Origin of the sequence: Kitasatospora sp. NBC_01539, from assembly GCF_045040525.1 — a bacterium.
Classification (GTDB): Bacteria; Actinomycetota; Actinomycetes; order Streptomycetales; family Streptomycetaceae; genus Kitasatospora.
Genome location: NZ_CP109390.1, coordinates 3,642,669 through 3,660,756, shown reverse-complemented (window position 1 = coordinate 3,660,756; position 18,088 = coordinate 3,642,669). Strand labels below are relative to the sequence as shown.

The following is an 18,088-nucleotide window of genomic DNA, read 5'->3' as shown; positions in this document are numbered from 1 at the left end:
GCCCCGAAGATGCTGCCATGCCCCGGCGTCTCGTGCGGGACAGGGGCCTGATCGGGCGCGGCGGATCGCCCGCACGGGCCCCAGGAATCGACCGGATGGGGAGAAATGCCACAGCAGACCGACGATCCCGGGGCGGAGGGCGCACCGCCGCCCTTCGCGGAGGCCGTGCTCGATCTCACGGAGCGCATCCCCCCGGGACGCGTCATGACGTACGGCGACGTCGCCGAGTACCTCGGCCAGGGCGGCCCCCGCCAGGTGGGCCGGGTCATGGCACTCTACGGCGGCGGCGTGCCCTGGTGGCGGGTCATCCGGGCGGACGGCCGCCCGCTGCCCGGGCACGAGCACCGGGCGCTGCCGGAGTACCGCGCCGAGGGCACGCCGCTGCGCACGGTCGGCGGCGAACCGCGGGTCGACCTGCGGGCGGCCCGCTGGGACGGCGGCCAGGCCGGGGCGTCGGCCGGGGCGTGACGGGCGCACGGGACGGCGGGGAGGCGGGGGAGGCGGACGTCACCCCCGCCGATCCCCCGAAAGGGGTGCGCGGGACGGTCTGACGGTGCAGGATCGTAGGCTCGGTGCGGACACCCCCGCCCCCGGGGCGACGGAAGGCACCGCAGCCCGCGCGCCACCGGCCGACGCCGACCGGCACGCCCGCCCGAGACGCCCGACGCGTCGCACGAACCGCCGCACGACCGCCTGGACCGCAGTGACCTCCCCATTCCGCCTGGTACGCAGCCCGCTCGCACAGCCCGCCCCGCCCGTCCTGGACGACTTCCAGCAGGCGGTCGCCGAGCATGCCGGCGGGCCGCTCCTGGTGCTGGCCGGACCCGGCACCGGCAAGACCACCACCCTCGTCGAGGCGGTCGCCCGGCGCATCGAGCGCGGCACCGACCCGGAGCGGATCCTCGTCCTCACCTTCAGCCGCAAGGCCGCGATGGAGCTCCGGGACAGGATGACCGCCCGGATCGGCGCCACCGGCGCGGCCCCGCAGGCCACCACCTTCCACTCCTTCTGCTACGCGCTGCTCCGCGACCAGCAGGAGCCGGAGGCCGCCGCCGAACCGCTGCGCCTGCTCTCCGGCCCCGAACAGGACGTCATGGTGCGCGAGCTGCTCGCCGGCGGCGCCGAGGACGCCCGGCTCGGCACCGGACGGATCTCCTGGCCGCTCGACCTGCGGGCCTGCCTCACCACCCGCGGCTTCGCCGACGAGGTCCGCGCGGTGCTCGCCCGCAGCCGCGAGCTGGGCCTCGGCGAGGCCGAGCTGGCCCGCTTCGCCGAGGGCGTGCAGCGCCCCGACTGGGCCGCCGCCGCGCACTTCCTCGCCGACTACCTCGACGTGCTCGACCTGCGCGGCGTCCTCGACTACGCCGAGCTCGTGCACCGCGCCGTGCTGCTCGCCGAACGCCCCGAGGCCGCGGAGCACCTCGCGCAGCGGTACGACGTCGTCTTCGTGGACGAGTACCAGGACACCGACCCCTCCCAGGTGCGGCTGCTGCGCCGGCTGGCCGGCGGCGGACGCGACCTCGTCGCCGTCGGCGACCCGGACCAGTCGATCTACGCGTTCCGCGGTGCCGACATCAACGGCATCCTCGACTTCCCCGACACCTTCCGCCGCGCCGACGGCGGCCCCGCCGAGGTGAAGGTGCTGCGGGTCTCCCGCCGCTCCGGCGCCGTACTCCTCGCCGCCACCCGCGAACTCGCCCGCCGCATGCCGATGGGCCGGCTGCCCGCCGACAAGCTCGCCCAGCACCGCGCCCTGCTGCCCTCCCGCGAGGGCGGCGCCGTCGAGGTGTACACCTACCCGACACCCGGCACCGAGCTCGACTCCGTCGCCGACCTGCTGCGCCGCGCCCACCTGGAGGACGGCGTGCCGTGGGGCGAGATGGCCGTGCTCGTCCGCGCCGGCGCCCGCTCCATCCCCGGGGTGCGGCGCGCCCTCGCCGCGGCCGGCGTGCCGCTGGAGATCGACGGCGACGACCTGCCGCTGCGCGAGGAGCCCGCCGTCGCCCCGCTGCTGCTCGCCCTGCGCGTCTGCGCCGAGCCCGCCGACCGGCCCACCGCCGAACTCGCCCACACCCTGCTCACCGGCCCGCTCGGCGGCCTCGACGGCTCCGACCTGCGCCGTCTCGGCCGGGCGCTGCGCGAGGAGGAGCGCGCCGCCCTGCGCGAGGCCGGCGACCCGGCCGCCGTCCGCCCCGCCGAGGAGCTGATCCGCGAGGCCCTCGCCGAGCCCGAGCGGCTCGTCGCCATGGACCCGGCGTACGCCCGCCGCGCCCGCGACCTCGGAACCCTGCTGCGCAAGGTCCGGGAGCTGCTGGCCGGCGGCGGCAGCGCCGAGGACGCCCTGTGGGCGCTGTGGGACGGCAGCCGCCGCTGGCGCGAACGCCTGGAACGCACCGCCCTGCGCGGCGGCGCCGCCGCCCGCAACGCCGACCGCGACCTCGACGCGCTGTGCGCCCTCTTCGAGACCGCCGCCCGGGCGGAGGAACGCGTCGCCGGGCACCGCGGCGCCCCCGACCTGCTCGCCGAGCTGGAGGCGCAGGACATCGCCGCCGACACGCTCACCGTGCGGGCCGTCCGCCCGGAGGCCGTCCGGCTGATGACCGCGCACCGCTCCAAGGGCCTGGAGTGGCGGGTCGTCGTGGTCGCCGGAGTGCAGGAGGGCCTCTGGCCCGACCTGCGCCGCCGCGGCTCCCTGCTGGAGGCCGACCGGATCGGCCGGGACGGCCTCGCCGAACCGCTCTCCCCGGCCGCCCTGCTCGGCGAGGAGCGGCGGCTCTTCTACACCGCCGCCACCCGCGCCAAGGACCGGCTGATCGTCACCGCCGTGAAGGCCCCCGCCGAGGACGGCGACGAGCCGTCGCGCTTCCTGCGCGAGCTCTACCGCGAGCAGCTCGACCCCCGCACCGGCGCGGTGCGCTCCCGCGTGCCGCAGGTCACGGTCGCCGACATCACGCACCGGCCGCGCCGCCCGCTGTCGGTGGCCGCCCTGGTGGCCGAGCTGCGCGCGGTGACCGTCGACCCGGCACGGACGCCCGAGCTGCGCCGGGCCGCCGCCGAACGCCTCGCCCGGCTGGCCTCCGCCGCCGACGAGGACGGCTTCCCGCTGGTGCCCGCGGCCCACCCCGACCGCTGGTGGGGCCTGCTCGACCAGACCGCGGCCCCCGACCCGCTGCGGTCCCCGGAGACGCCCGTCCGGCTCTCCGGGAGCGGGCTGGAGCAGCTGGAGGGCTGCGCCCTCCAGTGGTTCCTCGACAAGGACGTCCGCGCGGCCGGCACCGCGACCGCCGCCCAGGGGTTCGGCAACGTGCTGCACGCCCTCGCCGACGAGGTCGGCTCCGGCCGCAGCCCGGCCGACCTCGCCGTGCTCATGGAGCGCCTGGACACCGTCTGGGACGCCCTCGCCTTCGACGCCCCCTGGAAGTCGCAGCAGGAGAAGACGGAGGCGCGGTCCGCCCTGGAGCGCTTCCTGCACTGGCACGTCCTGGAACGCGGCCGCACCACCGTCGCCACCGAGCACGGCTTCGACCTGACCCTCACCGTCGGCGGCGTCGCCGTGCGGATCCGCGGCTCCATGGACCGCATCGAGCAGGACGAGGGCGGCCGCGCCTACGTCGTCGACTTCAAGACCGGCAAGCAGATCCCCACCGAGAAGTCGCTGCCCGAGCACAAGCAGCTCGCCGTCTACCAGCTCGCCGTCCGCAACGGCGCCCTCGACGGCCTGCCGGGCGTGGCCGCCGGCACCGCCTCCGGCGGCGCCGAGCTCGTGCACCTGCGCGAGCCCGGCAAGACCGACAAGGAGGCGCCGAAGGTCCAGCAGCAGGCGCCGCCCGACGGCGAACCCTGGATCGAGAACCTCCTCGCCGACGCCGCCGGCCGGGTGCTCGCGGAGCGCTTCGTGCCGACCCGGGGCGACGGCTGCGCGCGCTGCTCGTTCCGCAGCAGCTGTTCCGCCCAGCGCGACGGCCGGCAGGTCGTCGACTGAGACCGGCCGGCGACAGGGCCCGCGGGCGCCCGCTCCGTGCCGGGAGTGTCGGCGCGGGCGGCTAGCGTGGGGGTGTGCGTCCTGTGCTCGATGACCCCGCCCGGCTGAGGGACCTGCTCGGCATCCCCTTCAACGACGAGCAGATGCAGGCGATCGGCGCCCCGCTGGAGCCCGCCGTGATCGTCGCCGGCGCCGGTTCCGGCAAGACGACCGTGATGGCCGCCCGGGTGGTCTGGCTGGTCGGCTCGGGCGCCGTGGCCCCGGAGCAGGTGCTCGGCCTGACCTTCACCAACAAGGCGGCCGGCGAGCTCGCGGAGCGGGTGCGCTCCGCCCTGCTGCGGGCGGGCGTCGCCGACCCGGACGACGCCGACGCGCTCGGCGAGCCCGACATCTCGACCTACCACGCCTTCGCCGGCCGCCTCCTCAAGGAGCACGGTCTGCGCCTCGGCATCGAGCCCGACGTCCGGCTGCTCGCCGACGCCACCCGCTTCCAGCTCGCCGCCAAGGTGCTGCGGGCCGCCCGCGGGCCCTTCCCGGCGCTCACCGGCACCTTCTCCACCCTCGTCGCCGACCTCATCTCCCTCGACTCCGAACTCGCCGAGCACCTCGTCGACCCCGAGCGCCTGCGGGCCTGGGACACCGGCCTCCTCGACGCCCTCGCCGGGGTGAAACTCACCAACGACGACCTGCGGGCCGTGCCGGGCACCGCCCGCGCCCGCCAGGAGCTCCTGCGCCTCGTCGAGGACTACCGGCGCCGCAAGCAGGCCGGCGACCTCATGGACTTCGGCGACCAGATAGCGGCCTCCGCCCGGCTCGCGCAGGAACGCCCCGAGGTCGGGGCGCTGCTGCGCGAGCAGTACCGGGTCGTGCTGCTCGACGAGTACCAGGACACCTCCGTCGCCCAGCGCCTCATGCTGGCCGGGCTCTTCGGCGGCGGCACCGGCCACCCGGTGACCGCCGTCGGCGACCCCTGCCAGGCGATCTACGGCTGGCGCGGCGCCTCCGTCGCCAACCTCGACGACTTCCCCGTCCACTTCCCGCGGCAGGACGGCACCCCCGCCGCCCGGTTCGCGCTCAGCGAGAACCGCCGCAGCGGCGGCCGCCTGCTGGCCTTCGCCAACGGCCTCGCCGCGCCGCTGCGCGCCATGCACGAGGGCGTCGAGGCCCTGCGCCCCGCGCCCGGCGCCGAGCCGGACGGCTTCGTACGCTGCGCCCTGCTGCCGACCCACGACGAGGAGATCGGCTGGCTCGCCGACCGGATCGCCCACCTGGTGCGCACCGGCACCGCGCCCGGCCGCATCGCGGTGCTGTGCCGCGGCGGAGCGGCCTTCCCCGACGTGCACGCGGCGCTGGTCGCCCGGGAGGTGCCGGTCGAGGTGGTCGGCCTCGGCGGGCTGTTGCAACTGCCCGAGGTGGCCGACCTGGTGGCGGTCTGCGAGGTGCTGCAGGACCCGACCGCCAACGCCTCGCTGGTGCGCCTGCTGATCGGCCCGCGCTGGCGGATCGGCCCGCGCGACCTCGCCCTGCTCGGCCGCCGGGCCGCCGACCTCGTCCGGACCGAGCGGGCGCACGGGGACGTGCTCGCCGCGGCGGTGGCCGGCACCGACCCGACGGAGGTGGTGTCGCTCGCCGACGCGCTGGAGACCTTCCTGGAGGCCGGGCAGCCCGACGAGCTGGCGTTCTCGCCGGAGGCCCGGGTGCGGTTCGCCCGGCTGGCCCGGGAGGTCCGCGAGCTGCGCCGGGCGCTGGCCGAACCGCTGATGGACGTCCTGCACCGGGTGCTGGGGGTCACCGGCCTGGAGGTGGAGCTGTCGGCGTCGCCGACGGCGCTGGCCGCCCGGCGCCGGGAGACGCTGCACGGCTTCCTGGACATCGCGGCCGGGTTCGCCGACCTGGACGGCGATCCGGGCCTCGCCGCGTTCCTGGCGTTCCTGCGGGCGGCGCAGGAGTACGAGCGGGGTCTCGACAGCAGCCTCCCGGGCGGCGAGGACACCGTGAAGGTGCTCACCGCGCACAAGTCCAAGGGCCTGGAGTGGGACGTCGTCGCGGTGCCCGGCCTGGTCAAGGGGGCCTTCCCGAGCAGCCAGGGCCGGGAGCGCTGGACGAGCACCCGCCGGGTGCTGCCGCACGCGCTGCGCGGCGACGCCGACACGCTGCCCGTCGACCCGCCGTGGACGGCCAAGGGCATGGGGCTGTTCAAGAAGGAGATGGCCGCGCACTCCCAGGTCGAGGAGCTCCGGCTCGGCTACGTCGCCTTCACCCGCCCCCGCGAGCTGCTGCTGGCCTCCGGGCACTGGTGGGGGCCGAGCCAGAAGCGCCGCCGCGGGCCGTCCGGCTTCCTGCTGGACCTGCGGGCGCACTGCGAGCAGCCCGGCAACGGCGAGGTCGAGGCGTGGGCCGAGGAGCCGCTGCCGGACGCGGAGAACCCGGCCCTGACCCGGACGGTCGACACCCCCTGGCCGCTGCCGCTGGACACCGCCGCGCAGCTCGCCCGCCGCCGGGTCGCGGAGGTCGTCCTCGGCCGGCTCGCCGGCACCCCGGCCGCGGAGCCGGAGCGGACGACTCCCGAGGACACCCGGCTGATCGCCTCCTGGGACCGTGATCTCGACGCACTGACAGGGGAGTTGGAGCGTTCCCGGCGTTCGGTGCGCGAGGTGCCGCTGCCGTCGTCGCTCTCCGCGTCGCAGTTGCTCCGGCTGGCCGCCGACCCGGACGGCTTCGCCCGCGACCTGGCCCGCCCGATGCCGCGCCCGCCGCAGCCGGCGGCCCGCCGCGGCACGCGTTTCCACAGCTGGGTGGAGTCGCGGTTCGCGGTGGAGGAGCTGGTGCTCGTCGAGCCGGACGCGCTGCCCGGCGCGGACGACGACGGCATCGAGGACGAGCGCGACCTGGAGCAGCTCAAGGAGGCGTTCCTGCGCAGCCCGTACGCCGGGCGGACGCCGTACCGGGTCGAGGCGCCGTTCCAGCTGCTGCTGGCGGGGCGCGTGGTGCGCGGCCGGATCGACGCGGTCTACCGGGAGCGTGACGGTGGCGCAGGGTCACGGCATCCGTGGCGGTACGAGGTGGTCGACTGGAAGACCCACCGCGAGGAGACCGCGGACCCGCTGCAGCTCGCGGTCTACCGCCTGGCCTGGGCCGAGCGGACGGGCGTGGAGCCGGAGCAGGTCAGTGCGGCGTTCCTGTACGTGCGCAGCGGACGGGTGGACAGACCGTCAGGACTTCCCGACCGAAAAGAGTTGACCAGGCTCCTGATCGGGAATAGTGAAGAATGAGTCACTCAGAGCATCCAAGCCGTCACGGGAGCGCGCGAAACCTGTGCATCGTGCACTTTTCGCGCCTATTGTGGGGTCGGTAACCGGTCACACCGGCGCTCCGGCCGCCCGCAGGGGCAGCAGCCCCTGACTTTCCGTCATCACCGCAGGTGTCCCCTGACACCGGCCACCCTCTGCTGGAGAGACCGACGTTGAGCGCGACCGGATGGATCAGAGACCGGCTCGCGGGGCAGACCCCGGGAGCCGTCCCGGGCCGGGTGACGGGCACCTGGCCGAGAACCGCACTGGCGCTGCCGTTCATCGGCATGGCCCTGGTGCTCTCCCTGGACTTCTTCAGCAACACCGAGGTCACCGTCGAACCGGCCCTCACCTCGGTGCCGGCACTGGCCGCGGTGGTCAGCCGGCGCACCTGGTACCCGCTCCTCATCGGCGTGCTGACCGAGATCGCGGCGTTCCTGATGGCCGGCTACAACGAGGTGCTCGGCGAGTCGGTGCACAGCGCCACCGTCTTCGCGATCGCGCTGGTCGCCGGCATCGGCTGGGTCTCCACCACGCTGCGGCTGCGCCAGGAGCGGGCGCTGGCCGAGGCCCAGCTGGTGGCCGAGATCGCCCGCCGGGTGCTGCTGCGGCCCGTGCCGGAGCGGGTGGGCAGCGTCCGCGCGGCGGTGCACTACGCGGCCGCGCACGCGCACGTCTCGATCGGCGGCGACCTGTACGAGGTGGTCAACACCCGGCACGGGGTGCGCGCGGTGGTCGGCGACGTCCGCGGCAAGGGCCTGGCCGCCGTGGAGACGGCCGCCGCGGTGCTGGGGGCCTTCCGGGAGGCCGCGCACCAGGAGGCCGCCCTCGACCGGGTCGCCGGCTGGCTGGCCGTCAGCCTCGACCGGGCGCTGCACGAGAACGACCACCCGGGCATCGAGGAGGAGTTCGTCACCCTCGTGCTGATCGGGCTGCGCTCGGACGGCACCGCCGAGATCGTCAACTGCGGGCACCCGGCGCCCGTCCTGCTGCGGGCCGGCGAGCCGGTGCGGCTGCTGGAGCCGTCCGAGCCCGTGCCGCCGCTGGGCGTGCTCGACCCGGCGGACGTCTGCCCGCCCGTGCAGCGGCTGCCGCTCAGCCCCGGCGACCGGGTGCTGCTCTACACCGACGGCGTGATCGAGGCCCGCGACGGCGCCGGGGTCTTCTACCCGCTGGTCGACCGGCTGCCGCACTGCGCGGAGGGCGGCCCGGTCGAGGTGCTGAACCGCCTGCACCAGGACGTCGTGCGGCACGTCGGGCACAAGCTCGGCGACGACGCGGCGATGCTGCTCCTGCAGTACGAGCCCGCCGGCCCGCACCTGCCCGTGCAGGGCGGCCGGCCGATCCTCGCGAAGGGCGCCCCGCCGGTCAGAGACTGACCTCGACCACCAGCGGCCGGTGGTCCGAGACGCCGGTGCGGGGAGCCTCGGCGGTGCCGACCGCCGACCTCGGCACGCCCGCCGCGAGCACGTGGTCGAACTGCACCGCGGGCCGGTGCGACGGGTAGGTGGGGGTGCTGGCCAGGTCGTACCAGCCGTGCAGCCGGGGCCGGTGCCCGCGGGTGCGGCGGCGGTACGGCCCGGGCTGGGCGCGGCGGTCGCGGCGGGCGGCCCGTGCGGCGCGCAGCCGCTCCCGCGAGGTGGTGCGGTCGAGGGCGGTGGCGCCGCCGAGCACCGTGCGGGGCACCGCGCCGATGAGGTTGAAGTCGCCGAGCACCAGGTGCGGCCGCGGCAGGTCGGCGATCCAGCGGCGGACGGCGGCGAGCTGGGCGACGTTCCAGCCGGGCACGAACGACAGGTGCGTGGCGACCACGGTGAACGGCCCTCCGGCGCCCACCAGGACGGCGGCCACGGCCGCCCGCGGCTCGTCCGGCACGGGGGTCAGGCCGCGCCGCCCGGCCACCCGCAGCGGCAGCCCGAACGGCGCCGGCGCGAACCGGCGGGCCCGCCAGTGCTGCACCGGCAGCCGGGTCAGCAACGCGGTGCCGTACGCGGGCAGGCCGGCGGCGGTCCCGACCTCGTCGGGCCCGTACACCCGCAGGCCGCGGACGGACGGGTCGGGCAGCCACCCCGCGACGGGGGCGGGCGTGCCGTGCAGCGCGGCGGCGAACCGCCAGTCGGAGGCCCCCATGGCCTTCGCGGCGACGGCCGCCTGGTCGACGAGGCCGGAGCGCTGCTGGTGGCGGTCGACCTCCTGGATCGCGAGGACGTCCGCGTCGAGCGCGGCGACCGCGTCGGCGAGCGGCGCGCCGGGGTCGTCGGGGTAGGGCAGCGGCCCGCCGTCGTCCGCGAGCGGCTGCCCGTGCAGCAGGTTGAAGGTGGCGATGCGCAGCTGGCTCACGACCCGACCGTACCCGTTCCGGAACTTGAGACACTGTGGCATACCGGGTATACATACTCGGTATGTCGATCCGTCACGGTCTTCTCGCCCTCCTCGACCAGGGCCCCCGCTACGGGTACCAGCTGCGCACCGAGTTCGAGGCCAGGACCGGTGCCACCTGGCCGCTGAACGTCGGCCAGGTCTACACCACCCTCGGGCGGCTGGAGCGCGACGGCCTCGTCCAGCCCGCCGGCGAGGACGGCGAGGGCCACCTCTTCTACGCCGTCACCGAAGCAGGACGCGCAGAACTGCGCCAGTGGTTCGACACCCCGGTGCCCCGCACCAACCCGCCCCGCGACGAACTCGCCATCAAGCTCGCCATGGCCGTCACCGTGCCCGGCGTCGACGTGCAGTCCGTCGTCCAGGGCCAGCGCCGGCACAGCATGAAGGCCCTCCAGGACTACACCCGGCTCAAGGGCCAGGCCCTCGTCGCCTCCCCCGAACAGCAGGGAGACCTCGCCTGGCTGCTCGTCCTGGAACAGCTCATCTTCCAGACCGAGGCCGAGATCCGCTGGCTCGACCACTGCGAGACCCGCCTCGCCCAGTACGCCGCCCGGCCCGCGCCGCCGGAACCGGGGCCCGCCGCCGCGCCCGCCCCGAAGACCGGCCCCCGCCGCCGCGCCCGCACCTGAACCACCGACCTCACAGGGGGACACCGTGAGTACCGACCACCACGAGCACCTGCCACCCGTCCTGCACCTCGACGGCGTCGGCCGCGTGCACGGCCACGGCGCCGCCGAGGTGCACGCCCTGCGCGGCGTCGACCTGGCCGTCCGCCCCGGCGAACTCGTCGCCGTCATGGGCCCGTCCGGATCCGGCAAGTCCACGCTCCTCACGCTCGCCGGAGGACTCGACAGCCCCACCACCGGCCGGGTGCTGATCGAGGGCACCGACCTCGGCTCGCTCTCCCGCAAGCAGCAGGCCCGGGTCCGCCGCCGCGCCGTCGGCTACGTCTTCCAGGACTACAACCTCATACCGGCCCTCACCGCCGCCGAGAACATCGCCCTGCCGCGCGAACTCGACGGCGTCTCCAGCCGGGCCGCCCGCCGCGAGGCGGTCACCGCCCTGGAGGAGCTCGGCATCGCCGACCTCGCCGACCGCTTCCCCGACGACATGTCCGGCGGCCAGCAGCAGCGCGTCGCGATCGCCCGCGCCCTCATCGGCGACCGCCGGCTCGTCCTCGCCGACGAACCCACCGGCGCCCTCGACTCCACCACCGGCGAGTCCGTCCTCGCCGTCCTCCGCACCCGCTGCGACGCCGGCGCCGCCGCCATGATGGTCACCCACGAGGCCCGGCACGCCGCCTGGGCGGACCGCGTCGTCTTCCTGCGGGACGGCCGCGTGGTCGACCAGAGCGTCAGCCGCGACGCGGCCAGCCTGCTCGTCACCGCCGCCACCAACAGCGTGAAGGGCCCGGCAGAGTGAAGCTCACCGCCTGGCGGGCCGCCCTGCGCATAGCCCGCCGCGACGCCCTGCGGGCCAAGGGCCGCAGCGCCCTCGTCCTCGCCATGATCGCCCTGCCCGTCCTCGGCGTCGCCGGCGCCGACATCGTCTACCGCAGCGCCGACCTCGACCCCGTCGAGCGGATCACCCGTCAGATGGGCCGGGCCGACGCCCTCGTCGACATCGGCTCGGCCGGCCAGGCCCTGCTGCAGGCGCCCGACCCGCGCGAGGGCGCCGGCAGCTTCGCCGACGGCAACGGGAAGCAGCGGGCCCGGACCCCCCAGGAACAGCACGCCGAGCAGACCCCGCCGGAGAAGCTCACCGCCGAACTCCTCCCGCCCGGCTCCACCCTCGTCGCGCTGCGGTCCGGCCCGAGCGTCCAGGCCGCCACCAAGGAGGGCCTGCTCAGGACCGACACCGCGGAGGCCGACCTCGCCGACCCGGTCTGGCACGGCAAGCTGAACCTCCTGCACGGCCGCGCCCCGGCCGCCGCCGACGAGGTCGCGGCCACCCGGGCCTTCCTCGACCAGTCCGGACTCCGCGAGGGCGACACCACCACCCTCAAGGGGCTGGAAGGCCGCACGCTCACCGTCACCGCCGTCGTCGAGTACCCCGACTCGCTGGACGGAGCCGTCCTCGTCGGCCGGCCGGGCGCGCTCGTGAAGGCCCTCGACCCGGCCGGCGAGCGCTCCGCCGGCCCGTCCTGGCTGGTCCGGCTGCCCGCCGGCGCCGCGCTCGACTGGCCCGCCGTCCAGAAGTTCAACGCGTACGGCCTCACCGTCGCCTCGCGCTCGGTGATCCTCGACCCGCCGCCCCGCTCCCGGGTGCCGTACTACACGGAGATGGACCGCTACGGCGCGGGCGGCCCCGACCCGGTGGCGTTCGTCGTCCTCGGCACGGTCGCCGGCATGGCCCTGCTGGAGATCGTGCTGCTCGCCGGCCCGGCCTTCGCCGTCGGCGCCCGCCGCTCCCGCCGCCAGCTCGGCCTGCTCGCCGCGGGCGGCGGCGACCGCTCGCACATCCGGGCCGTGGTGCTCGGCGGCGGCGTCGTGCTCGGCATCGCCGGGGCCGTCGTCGGCGTCGTCCTGGCCACCGCCACGGTCGCCGTGCTGCGGCCGTGGGCCGAGGAACAGGCGGGCAGCCGCTTCGGCCACCTCGACCTCCAGCCGCTCGACCTGCTCGGCGTCGCCGCGATCGGCCTCGTCACCGGCCTGCTCGCGGCCGTCGTCCCGGCCGTCCAGGCCGCCCGGCAGGACGTCGTCGAGGCGCTCACCGGACGCGGCTCCGTCAAGCCCGCCAGCCGCAGACTGGCCGTGCTCGGCCTCCTCATGGTCGTCGGCGGCTCCGCGGTCGCGCTGTTCGGCACCGCCACCGACACCTCCGTCCGCACCCTCGGCCTGTTCGGCGGCTCCGCGATCGCCGAGCTCGGCATGGTCTGCTGCGCCCCGATGCTGATCGGCCTCTTCGGCAGGCTCGGCCGCCACCTGCCGCTCAGCCCCCGGCTCGCCCTCCGCGACGCCGTCCGCCACCGGGGCCGCACCGCCCCCGCGGTCGCCGCCGTGATGGCCGCCGTCGCGGGAGCCGTCGCCGTCGGCATCTACACGGCCAGCGCCGACGAGCAGAACCGCCGCGAGTACCAGGCGATGCTGCCCGCCGGGGCCGTCATGGTGCACGTCTACCCCGACGGGCCGGCCGACCGCGTCGCACTGGACCCGCTGCGCGCCGCCGTCGAACGCGCCGCTCCCGCCCTCGGCGCGCACGCCGACTTCTACGGCACCACCTACTCCGCCGGTTGCGGCGCCTCCTCCGGCTGCGGCGGGGTCAACGTGGAGGTGCCCGAGGAGAACCGGTGCCCGGAGCCGGACCCGGCCGCCGGCCCGGCGGCGGAGACCGAGCGGCAGCGGGACGACGCGCGCTGCCGCGACTCCTTCAACTACGGCATGTTCGGAGACGGCACGATCGCCGCGGGTGACGGCCGGCTGCTGCACGCGATGTTCCGGGCGGACGACCCGGCTGGTGCGCAGGCCCTGGCGGCCGGCAAGGCGGTCGTCTTCGACCCGCGCTACCTCGGCAAGGACGGCAGGATCACCGTCGACCTGACCCAGTGGCCCGCCGACGGGACCACGGCCGACGGACGGCCCGCCGAGCCGAAGATCACCCGGGTCACCGTCGACGCCGTCGTCGTGGCCGCCGAGGCGGCGAGCTCGCAGGCCGTCGTCAGTCCGGAGACCGCCCGGCGCCTCGGCCTGACCGTCGAACTCAGCGGCAGCGTCTGGCTGCCGGACACCGTGCCGTCCTCCGCCGCCGAGCAGCGGGCCACCGCCGCCGTCGGCAAGGTCGACGACCGGGCCGACCTGCGGATCGAGCGCGGCTACCAGTCCGAGCAGACCCTGGTCGGCCTCGCCCTCACCGGCTTCGCCGCCCTCGTCGCACTCGGTGCCGCGGGCATCGCCACCGGCCTCGCCGCCGCCGACTCCCAGCGTGACCTCGCCACCCTGGCGGCGGTCGGCGCGACCGGCGGCATCCGGCGACGGCTCTCCGGCTTCCAGTGCGGCGTGATCGCCGCCATGGGCACGGTGCTCGGCGCCGTCTGCGGCGTCGTCCCGGCCGTCGCGCTGCGGAAGCTGGAGGTGTCCGGCATGTCCGCCGCGATGGGGCGCAGCTCCGAGGCGGTGATCGTCTTCCCGTGGCGGGACCTCGCGGTCACCTTCGTCGGCCTGCCGCTGCTCGCGGTCGGCCTGGCCATGCTGTTCACCCGCTCCCGGCTGGAGCTCGGGCGGCGCGCCGCCTGAGCCCCGTCCTCGGTCGCCTCCCGGTGGGACGGGAGGTGACCGAGGTAACGGACGGGGCCAGGGGGGACGGCGGCGCACACCCGTCCGGGCGAACTAAAGTCGTCCGTATGACGAAAACCCCGGACAGCGTCGTCCGCTCCTTCATCGACGGGCACGAGCCCGCGTTCCTCGACGAGCTCGCCGCCTGGCTGCGCATCCCCTCGGTCTCCGCCGACCCCGACCGGGCCGCCGACGTGCGCCGCTCGGCCGAATGGCTCGCGGACGCCCTGCGCGGCACGGGCTTCCCGGTGGCCGAGGTGTGGGAGACCGACGGCCTGCCCGCGGTGTTCGCGGAGTGGCCGTCCGGGGACGCCTCCGCACCGACCGTCCTCGTGTACGGGCACCACGACGTGCAGCCGGCCGCCAAGGAGGACGGCTGGGCCACCGAGCCCTTCGAGCCGACCGTGGTCGGCCGCCGCCTGTACGCGCGCGGCGCCGCCGACGACAAGGGGCAGGTCCTCTTCCACACCCTCGGCGTCCGCGCCCACCTCGCCGCCACCGGCCGCACCGCGCCCGCGGTCAACCTCAAGCTGCTCATCGAGGGCGAGGAGGAGTCGGGCTCGCCGAACTTCGCCGCCCTGGTGCGCCGCGAGGCCGAGCGGCTCGCCGCCGACGTCGTGATCATCTCGGACACCGGCATGTGGTCCGAGACCACGCCGACCGTCTGCACCGGCATGCGCGGCCTGGCCGACTGCCAGGTCGACCTCTTCGGCCCGGACACCGACGTCCACTCCGGCTCCTTCGGCGGCGCCGTCCCCAACCCGGCGGAGGTGGCCGCCTCGCTGGCCGCCGCGCTGCACGACGGCGACCGCAGGGTCGCGGTGCCCGGCTTCTACGACGGCGTGATCGAGCTGACCGAACGTGAGCGCGAGCTCATCGCCGAGCTGCCCTTCGACGAGGCGCAGTGGCTGCGCGTCGCCAAGTCGTACGGCACGCAGGGCGAGGCCGGCTACAGCACCCTGGAGCGCGTCTGGGCCCGCCCGACCGCCGAGGTGAACGGCATCTGGGGCGGTTACACCGGCCCCGGCGGCAAGACCATCGTGCCGTCCGAGGCGCACCTCAAGCTGTCCTTCCGGCTGGTCGCCGGCCAGGAGGTGGAGAAGGTGCGGGAGGCCGTCCGGTCGTGGGTGGCCGAGCAGGTGCCGGAGGGCATCCGCCACGAGATCGTCTTCCCCGGCGCCACCCGCCCCTGCCTGACCCCGCTCGACCACCCGGCGCTGCAGTCGGTCGTCCGGTCGATGGGCCGGGCGTTCGGGCAGAAGATCCTCTTCACCCGCGAGGGCGGCTCCGGCCCGGCCGCGGACCTCCAGGACGTGCTCGGGGCGCCGGTGCTCTTCCTCGGCATCTCGGTGCCCTCGGACGGCTGGCACTCGGTCGACGAGAAGGTCGAGCTGGACCTGCTGCGCAAGGGCGTCGAGACCTCGGCGTACCTGTGGGGCGACCTCGCCGAGAGCTGGCCGCGGTGAGCCGGCGGGCGGCGGCCGCCACGGCGGCGGCGATGCGGACGAATCGAACCATGCGGACTTCGGACGGGGATGGATCCAGTTGAGCGGCGCATCCGACACCAAGCACCTCGCCCTGGCCCGCGCGGGCGTCGACCGGGCGGCGCACCACCGGTTCGACGAGCCGTGGCTCGCCGCGGCCTGGAGCCACCCCGCCACCAAGGTGCTGCCGATCTCCGGCGGCGAGGTCTTCGTGGTCGACACCGAGCTCGGCACCGAGCTCGTGCTGATGCCCTCCTTCGAGGCCCCCGAGGCCGGTGACCGCTTCTACCTGGGCACCGACGAGGACGGCGTCTCCTACTTCGCCCTGGCGGGGGAGAGCCTGCCGGGCCGGCTCGACGGCGACGCCCGCCCGGCCGGCCTGCGCGAGGTCGGCGCGGCGCTCTCCGACCGCGACGCGGGCCTGCTCGTGCACGCGGTGGCGCTGGAGCACTGGCACCGGCTGCACAGCTTCTGCTCGCGCTGCGGCCACCCCACCGAGAAGGCGGGCGCCGGGCACGTGCGCCGCTGCACCTCCTGCGCGGCCGAGCACTACCCGCGGACCGACCCCGCGGTGATCATGCTGATCACCGACGGCGAGGACCGCTGCCTGCTGGGCCGGCAGGCGCTGTGGCCGGAGGGCCGCTGGTCGACGCTGGCGGGCTTCGTCGAGCCCGGCGAGTCGATCGAGCAGGCCGTGGCCCGCGAGGTGCTGGAGGAGGCGGGCGTGCGGGTCGGCGAGGTCGCGTACGTGGCGAGCCAGCCGTGGCCGTTCCCGTCCAGCCTGATGCTGGGCTTCATGGGCGTCGCCGAGCCGTCGGGCACCACGATCACGGTGGACGGCGAGGAGCTGTCGGAGGCCCGCTGGTTCTCCCGCGAGGAGCTGGCGGCGGGCATGGCGGCGGGGGAGATCCTGCCGCCGTCCGGCATCTCGATCGCCCGCCACCTCGTGGAACTCTGGTACGGCGAGCCGCTGCCCGCCGCCGCCCGCTGGTGACCGGCCGGTCGGCCGCTCGGTGACCGTCCGTCCGGCCGGACGGACAGGACGCAGGGGGCGTGCGGTGAACGACCGCGCGCCCCTGCGTGCCCCCGTTCCCGGGCGGCCGTTCTCCGGAATCCGGCATGTGCCGACCGCCGAGGACCACACCCGACCGGGCCGCGCCGCCGCCCCGCGTTCCGCCCGGGCCCCGGGCCCCGCCCCGCCAGGGCGCCCGTCCCCGACCTGCGGGTCTTCGCCCCGCCGGGGCGCATCCGGCGGCGCGCGCCGCCGTTCGGCGCCCGCAGAACACCGCGGGCGGCGGTGTTGTCCGGTTTCCCTGAAATGCGCGGAGCCGCGTGGCTAGATTCACGGGGGTGACGATCCCCCGAGCCGGCGTACCCGCCCCCAAGTATCAGCGCCTCGCGGCCGACCTGCGCCGCCGGATCGAATCCGGCGAATGGCAGGGAGGCGCCCAGCTGCCCGTCGAGACCGAACTCGAACACCACTACGGAGTCGCCCGGAACACCGTGCGCCTGGCGGTCGACGTGCTCGTCAACGAGGGGCGGCTGATCCGCCTCCAGGGCAAGGGCACCTACCTGAAGCACCAGCCGCTGCTGGACCACCGCGTCTACGGCCCGTCACCCGGCCCCGGGTCCGAGGACTGCCTGGCCGGGCCCACGGCCGTCTACGCGGACGAGGCCCTCGCCGCCGGCCGCCGGCTCGGCTGCGACTTCGAGATGCTCGTCGTACGCGCCCGCGCCGACGTCGCCGAACTGCTCGGCATGGCGCCCGGCGAGGCCGTGGTCGTCCGGCGCCAGCTGCGGCTGACGGACCGTGAGCCGTACTCCATCGAGGAGAGCCACTACCGGGCGGGCCTCGCGGCGGGCACGCCGCTCATGGAGCCCGAGCCGGTGCCCGGCGGCGACGAGACCGTGCTCGCCGCGATCGGCCGCGCCGAGTCGTCCGCCGTCGACCACCTGGTCGCGCGGATGCCCGGCCCCGAGGAGACCGCCTGGTTCGAGGTCGGCCCCGGTGTGCCGCTGATGGTGCAGACCCGGGTCACCCACGACGACCGCGGACCCGTCCGGGTCGTCGAGACCCGCTACGCGGCGGACCGCTGCCGGCTGCTCTACGGGCTCGGCCCGGTGCCCGCCGCCGCCGGGACGAGGGTCACCGCCGGAGCGCCCGCCTGACCCGCCACCCGCCCGACCCGCCGCCCGCTTGCGTGACGGGCCGCGCACGTGACGGGCCGGGCACGTGACGGGCCGGGCACGTGACGGGGCCCCGGCGGACACCGCCCGCCGGGGCCCCGGACGCGCCGTCAGCCGGCCAGCGCCGCCTGCACCTGGCGCAGGCTCGGGTTGGTCATCACGACCCGCTCGCCGCCGCTCTTCGGGGTGACCAGCACGGTCGGCACCGTCTGGTTGCCGTTGTTGACCGACTCCACGAAGTCCGCCGAGGCCGGGTCCAGCTCGATGTTCACCTCGGTGTAGGCGATGCCCTCGCGCTCCAGCTGGCTCTTGAGGCGGTTGCAGTAGCCGCACCAGGACGTGCTGTACATCGTGACGGTGCCGGACATGGCGGGGGGCTCCTTCGGGGAGGGGGCGTACGGTCGAGGATCCCAACGCGCGGCATGCGGCCGTCATTCCGCACCCGCGGGAGCGCGTGCCGCACGCCACACGCCGACCACCGGAGTGATCGTC

The 18,088-nt window shown here is 75.9% G+C and carries 12 protein-coding genes; 10 read left to right on the top strand and 2 right to left on the bottom strand.

All coding sequences use genetic code 11. The features are described 5' to 3' along the window. The first annotated feature begins 105 nt into the window (after positions 1-105). The 4 genes from OG335_RS15520 to OG335_RS15505 all read left to right on the top strand — a co-directional run bounded on the left by OG335_RS15520 (position 106) and on the right by OG335_RS15505 (position 8,651). Positions 106-468: an MGMT family protein gene (locus OG335_RS15520; protein ID WP_405011699.1), complete on the top strand. Its 363-nt coding sequence runs from the start codon at positions 106-108 to the stop codon at positions 466-468. 235 nt (positions 469-703) lie between these two features. Then, a complete protein-coding gene (locus tag OG335_RS15515) occupies positions 704-3,982 on the top strand; it encodes an ATP-dependent helicase (protein WP_405011698.1) in 3,279 nt (1,092 codons plus the stop codon). 74 nt (positions 3,983-4,056) lie between these two features. Beyond that, entirely contained in the window at positions 4,057-7,254 is a 3,198-nt protein-coding gene (locus tag OG335_RS15510; protein ID WP_405011697.1) for a UvrD-helicase domain-containing protein, read from the top strand. Between the two features lie 191 nt (positions 7,255-7,445). Further along, positions 7,446-8,651 (top strand): PP2C family protein-serine/threonine phosphatase, encoded by a 1,206-nt coding sequence (locus tag OG335_RS15505; protein ID WP_405011696.1) that lies wholly within the window; start codon positions 7,446-7,448, stop codon positions 8,649-8,651. Here OG335_RS15505 and OG335_RS15500 read toward each other — a convergent pair. Next, on the bottom strand, positions 8,641-9,612 hold the full coding sequence (locus OG335_RS15500) for an endonuclease/exonuclease/phosphatase family protein (protein WP_405011695.1): 972 nt from the start codon (positions 9,610-9,612) through the stop codon (positions 8,641-8,643). The two genes, OG335_RS15505 and OG335_RS15500, sit on opposite strands and share 11 nt — an antisense overlap. A 62-nt stretch (positions 9,613-9,674) precedes the next feature. Between OG335_RS15500 and OG335_RS15495 the strand changes: the two genes are divergently transcribed. The 6 genes from OG335_RS15495 to OG335_RS15470 all read left to right on the top strand — a co-directional run bounded on the left by OG335_RS15495 (position 9,675) and on the right by OG335_RS15470 (position 17,578). Beyond that, positions 9,675-10,283 (top strand): PadR family transcriptional regulator, encoded by a 609-nt coding sequence (locus OG335_RS15495; protein WP_405011694.1) that lies wholly within the window; start codon positions 9,675-9,677, stop codon positions 10,281-10,283. 25 nt (positions 10,284-10,308) lie between these two features. Further along, a complete protein-coding gene (locus OG335_RS15490; protein WP_405011693.1) occupies positions 10,309-11,076 on the top strand; it encodes an ABC transporter ATP-binding protein in 768 nt (255 codons plus the stop codon). Further along, positions 11,073-13,886: an FtsX-like permease family protein gene (locus OG335_RS15485; protein ID WP_405011692.1), complete on the top strand. Its 2,814-nt coding sequence runs from the start codon at positions 11,073-11,075 to the stop codon at positions 13,884-13,886. The genes OG335_RS15490 and OG335_RS15485 overlap by 4 nt, the downstream gene beginning before the upstream one ends. 107 nt (positions 13,887-13,993) lie before the next feature. Then, a complete protein-coding gene (locus tag OG335_RS15480; protein WP_405011691.1) occupies positions 13,994-15,391 on the top strand; it encodes a dipeptidase in 1,398 nt (465 codons plus the stop codon). Between the two features lie 73 nt (positions 15,392-15,464). Next, positions 15,465-16,403: an NAD(+) diphosphatase gene (nudC, locus tag OG335_RS15475; RefSeq protein WP_405015413.1), complete on the top strand. Its 939-nt coding sequence runs from the start codon at positions 15,465-15,467 to the stop codon at positions 16,401-16,403. Positions 16,404-16,759: 356 nt separating this feature from the next. Then, positions 16,760-17,578: a GntR family transcriptional regulator gene (locus OG335_RS15470; protein WP_405011690.1), complete on the top strand. Its 819-nt coding sequence runs from the start codon at positions 16,760-16,762 to the stop codon at positions 17,576-17,578. A 128-nt stretch (positions 17,579-17,706) separates the two neighbouring features. On the opposite strand, the gene OG335_RS15465 is transcribed toward OG335_RS15470, so the two are convergent. Beyond that, positions 17,707-17,964, bottom strand: a complete 258-nt coding sequence (locus OG335_RS15465; protein ID WP_405011689.1) for a mycoredoxin — start codon at positions 17,962-17,964, stop codon at positions 17,707-17,709. Positions 17,965-18,088 lie beyond the last annotated feature (124 nt).